This is a genomic window from Rothia sp. ND6WE1A, from assembly GCF_001683935.1.
Lineage (GTDB): Bacteria > Actinomycetota > Actinomycetes > Actinomycetales > Micrococcaceae > Rothia > Rothia amarae.
This window is the reverse complement of record NZ_LXTU01000058.1, coordinates 1-4,350: the sequence shown is the minus strand read 5'-3', so window position 1 is coordinate 4,350 and position 4,350 is coordinate 1. Positions and strand designations below refer to the sequence as shown.

The following is a 4,350-nucleotide window of genomic DNA, read 5'->3' as shown; positions in this document are numbered from 1 at the left end:
CCCGCCACTGGCCATGTGGCGGGTTTTTTATTGCCTCATAATGCAAATGATTCTCATTTAAGTTATATTTTTTTCATGCGAAAAATACACACCAATCCAGCCCTATCCACAGTGCTTCTCTTTTCTGCTCTGACATTATCCGCGTGCGGTGGGGAAAAAGCTTCGCACACCGAGATGAATTCTGCAGAAAGCACCCCCTCCTCGACCACCTCAGCACCCGTCATCAAAGAAGGCTCAACTCCGTCATCGCGCATCGCCCTCAGCTATGACGGCGGCATCATGATAGTCGACGGAAGAGAGATGAAGCTTATAAAATCCCTCCCCCAGGAAGGCTTCTTACGCCTGAATCCATCGGGAGATAACCGCCATATCACTGTGGCCGATGGCTCTAGCTACAAGATTCTGGACGCAGGTTCATGGGAGCAACCCCACGGCGATCATTCCCATCTCTACACCGCTGAGCCCACCCTCAGCTCACTCGAATTTGCAGCAGACCATACCGGGCACGTCATCACTCACCATCAGAAAACCGCCATGTTTGCCGATGGAACCGGCACCTTCGAGGTCTACAATCCGGCAAAACTCACCGGAGAAAATCAGCGCACCGTAGAGCAGCTGAAAACCAGCAAGGTCACTCTCCCCCAGCCCCATCACGGATTTGCGATTCCTCTTGGAGACGACCACTACTTGGTAGCACAGGGTTCGGAGGAAAAACGCACGGGTGCGGCAGTCGTCGATCAACACGGTAAAAAACTTGCTGAAAATAACCAGTGCCCCGGAGTTCACGGTGAGGCAGTAGCTCAAGACGAGACGGTCACCGTAGGTTGTGAAGACGGCGTCCTCATCTACCGCGATGGTACTTTCACCAAAATAGACAACCCCGAAGATCCATACTCACGGTCGGGCAACATGGCAGGCTCTGAGAAGTCAGAAATCGTTCTTGCCGATTACAAGACCGACCCCGACGCCGAGCTAGAGCGACCTGAGCAGTTCGCTCTCATCAACACCGCAGAGAAGACACGAACCAAAGTGCAACTGCCCGACGGCGTCAGCTACACCTTTAGGTCCCTCGCGCGTGGTCCTCAGGGCGAAGCATTGCTTCTAACCACCGACGGCAAACTACGCTATTTCGACCAACACACAGGAAAAGAGCTAGGTTCGGTTGACCTCATGGGACCTTGGGAAGAATCTGAAACCTGGCAGGATCCCCGCCCAGCCATCTGGGTTACTGGAGAAATTGCCTACATCACAGACCCCTTCACCAAGAAATTGATGGCGGTTTCCCTCAAGAATCTGCATAAGGATCAAGCTGAAAAATTTGCAGAACTAGAACTTCCCGAAACCCCTAACGAAATCAGCGGTGTTAGCGGAAAAACTATGAGATAGAAATAGTGGCGACGTTCTCCCACGAATGACCATCAAAATAATAGATTCCTATTTCTTGCACCTCAAACGAGCGTAATTCCTCGGGCAGATCAGCAAAATCTTCCAATGAAGCCTGGAGCAAATCTGTTGGACATTGGTGCGCGATGGTCAAATGGGGAACAAACTCAAAAGGTGAGGCGCTCTGTCCGAGATGGTCGATACACAGGGCACGCAAACTATGAATGCTGGCATCACCATGTTGCACAGGTAAATAGCTCACGGGAGTCTGAGGCGCAAAAGTTTCAGGCTCCCCCAGTCCAATAGGGAAAGGTACAAATGAGCGCACCTCGCGCATAAAAGTATCCGAAAGGTGAAGCCCATCCTTCACCGGAGCAATGTGCACCGTGATATGGCTGGGATAACGGGGTTCTGATGCCGCGTGTTTAACTTGCCACCCCAAAATTCGCTCGCTCAGAGCAGGAGGAACCGCAGCGACAACGCTGAGGTAATGTTCTCCCTGCTCTAGAGTGGGCGAGTTCGTCATCTTTCATTCCCTCAATAACGGATGGCTACTACAGGCTAGCCTGCGGCATGAAACCAATATTTTTGTATACGTTCTCGACAGTCACAGCAGCTACTTCACGCGCCTTCAAAGCACCCACCGCCAGCAGACGGTCAAGCTCTGCAGGGTCATCGAGCAATTCCAACGCACGAGCGCGAATTGGTTCCATCGTCTCGGAAACCAGTTCAGCAAGGTCAACCTTCAGATGCCCGTACATTTTACCCTGGTATTCTTCAACAATTTCATTCACCGGGCGCTGAGATACCGCCGAATAAATAGAGAGCAAGTTGGAGACTCCGGGCTTTGCCTCACGGTCAAAAGCGATCTCGCTGCCGTCGTCGGTCACCGCTGATTTAATCTTCTTAGCTGTCTTTTTGGGCTCATCTAGTAACCAAATGATGCCCTTCTCGTTCTGTGCCGATTTTGACATCTTTGAGGTAGGGTTCTGCAAATCGTAAATCTTTGCAGTCTCCTTCAAAATTAGGGGCTCAGGCACGATGAAAGTATCACCATAGCGGGAGTTAAATCGCTGAGCGAGGTTACGGGTGAGCTCCAAGTGCTGGCGCTGGTCCTCACCGACAGGAACGACGTCCGCCTGGTATAGCAAGATGTCAGCAGCCATCAGTACGGGGTAGGTAAACAAACCTACACTGGCATTTTCTGAACCCTGCTTAGCTGATTTGTCTTTGAACTGAGTCATACGCGACGCCTCGCCAAAACCCGTCAGACAGTTCAAAACCCAGGCTAACTGAGCATGCTCTGGAACATGCGACTGCACAAAAAGCGGAGTCTTCTCAGGGTTAATACCGCATGCAATGTACTGAGCTGCTGTCTTACGAGTACGCTCATGCAACAGCGCTGGATCCTGCGGCACGGTAATAGCATGCATATCGGGTATGAAATACAGGCACTCAAAGTCCTGCTGCATGCCTACCCAGTTATTGAGCGCACCAATATAGTTACCCAAATGCATAGAATCTGCCGAAGGCTGAGCACCTGAAAAAGCACGGGGCGCACCATGAGCGGCATTGGGGATAACTGAACGGTCAAACGAATCAGACTTTGCTTCAGCCGACATTATGAATCTCCCTTAGCGTCTTTGATCATGCTCATACCATTACTAGCAGTTGTATCAATAGTATCCAGTGCGCGCTCAATCATTGCTTCAGATTCTGAAGCGTTCGCTGCTAACTGTTCTTTGATGACGTTCGACTGCACCAATACGATTTTAAAGCTGTGGGCAAGTTTGTCGTCCAGCAGCGCATTTTCTTCATTTCGACGAATGACGCTCGCCTCATCAAAACTCTTCTGCGAGGCCTTCGCCTGTTTCATGACGCCCCAGGCGAGGTAGGCAGCCACGCCGAGCCATGCCAAGAGAATACCGGCAATGATCCATCCCAGAACAGACTCCTCATTCTTCGCCTGAATAATCGCGAAGATAAAAAGAATCAGCAAGACAGCGCCGCCAATGCAGGCACCGAGAATTGCTTTGAAGCGGTTCTGCTCAGTAGTAGAAGTGGAAGAATGTGAAGTACCGGAGGATTGCATAAACTCTATTATGCCAAATAGATTAAAGCTCACTGACATCCAGTTAGGATGTAAGGTATGACCAGCGTAAATCCCCCTAAATCCGCTGAAAGCTCATCTGTCTCCCGTTCATTTTCAGGAGCCCGCCTACCCGAAGGTTCTTCCCCAAAGTACCATCGTCTAGCTAGCTTTCTCAGTACTTCCTTTGTCAAAGATGCTCCCGCGCATACCCCCCTACCCACCGAACGCGAACTCCAAGAGTATTTTGGAGTAAGCCGCGATACCGTGCGTCGAGCTATTTCATCACTTCAGCGCCAGGGTCTGGTGTACAACGTGCAGGGCTCAGGATCTTATGTGGCAGAGGAAAATCGCCGCATCAAAGAACCCCATTTGGTCTCCTACACAGACGATATGGTGGCGCGCGGCTTTACTCCCTCCACCATCACCATGGGTTTCAAACACCTAGAAGCCAACGATTCCCTAGCCAATCTTCTAGGTGTTACCGCCGGAACGCCCATCATCGAAGCCGTTCGGCTACGTCGTGCCAACGGGGACCCCATGTGCTTTGAAAAAGCGAGATTTCTCAGCGAAGTCTTTAAAAACTCCACTCCAGAATTGAATGTGCCCTTAGAACGGCAACTCGCACAGAATGGCTACCGCATAGAACGGGTTAAAGAAAAGGTTTCTGCGGTGAGCCTGGACTATGAAGAGTCAGCAGCACTGTCCGTCCCCCTTCATACTGCCGGTCTACGCATCGACCGCATCGGCTATACGAACCGGGGCAAACCCATCGAAAGCACTGTGGCAGTCTACCGCGCCGACCGCTACGACTTCGAATTTGATCTCTACCGCTAGAGAACAAATATTCCCGCCGCTGAGTTACTCAGCGGCGGGAA

The 4,350-nt window shown here is 51.2% G+C and carries 5 protein-coding genes; 2 read left to right on the top strand and 3 right to left on the bottom strand.

Translation table 11 applies throughout. The annotated features are described in order from the left end of the window. Positions 1 to 174 precede the first annotated feature (174 nt). Positions 175 to 1,386, top strand: coding sequence for a hypothetical protein (locus tag A7E48_RS07875; protein ID WP_233126037.1), 1,212 nt, complete (start codon positions 175 to 177; stop codon positions 1,384 to 1,386). Here A7E48_RS07875 and A7E48_RS07870 read toward each other — a convergent pair. Genes A7E48_RS07870 through A7E48_RS07860 form a run of 3 tightly spaced genes read right to left on the bottom strand, consistent with a single transcriptional unit; the run spans position 1,376 to position 3,475 of the window. Continuing rightward, a complete protein-coding gene (locus tag A7E48_RS07870; protein ID WP_068171854.1) occupies positions 1,376 to 1,909 on the bottom strand; it encodes a 2'-5' RNA ligase family protein in 534 nt (177 codons plus the stop codon). The two genes, A7E48_RS07875 and A7E48_RS07870, sit on opposite strands and share 11 nt — an antisense overlap. Positions 1,910 to 1,937: 28 nt before the next feature. After that, positions 1,938 to 3,005, bottom strand: a complete 1,068-nt coding sequence (gene trpS, locus A7E48_RS07865) for a tryptophan--tRNA ligase (RefSeq protein ID WP_068171852.1) — start codon at positions 3,003 to 3,005, stop codon at positions 1,938 to 1,940. After that, positions 3,005 to 3,475 (bottom strand): PLD nuclease N-terminal domain-containing protein, encoded by a 471-nt coding sequence (locus A7E48_RS07860; RefSeq protein WP_068171847.1) that lies wholly within the window; start codon positions 3,473 to 3,475, stop codon positions 3,005 to 3,007. Before A7E48_RS07860 ends, trpS begins: the two co-directional genes overlap by 1 nt. A gap of 57 nt (positions 3,476 to 3,532) precedes the next feature. On the opposite strand from A7E48_RS07860, the gene A7E48_RS07855 reads away from it, so the two are divergent. Then, entirely contained in the window at positions 3,533 to 4,309 is a 777-nt protein-coding gene (locus tag A7E48_RS07855) for a GntR family transcriptional regulator (RefSeq protein ID WP_068171844.1), read from the top strand. Positions 4,310 to 4,350 lie beyond the last annotated feature (41 nt).

Excerpts from the sequence above, each read along its gene's own strand:
- A7E48_RS07875 (WP_233126037.1), top strand. The coding sequence starts at position 175 with ATGAATTCTGCAGAAAGCACCCCCTCCTCGACCACCTCAGCACCCGTC.
- A7E48_RS07870 (WP_068171854.1), bottom strand. The coding sequence starts at position 1,909 with ATGACGAACTCGCCCACTCTAGAGCAGGGAGAACATTACCTCAGCGTT.
- trpS (WP_068171852.1), bottom strand. The coding sequence starts at position 3,005 with ATGTCGGCTGAAGCAAAGTCTGATTCGTTTGACCGTTCAGTTATCCCC.
- A7E48_RS07860 (WP_068171847.1), bottom strand. The coding sequence starts at position 3,475 with ATGCAATCCTCCGGTACTTCACATTCTTCCACTTCTACTACTGAGCAG.
- A7E48_RS07855 (WP_068171844.1), top strand. The coding sequence starts at position 3,533 with ATGACCAGCGTAAATCCCCCTAAATCCGCTGAAAGCTCATCTGTCTCC.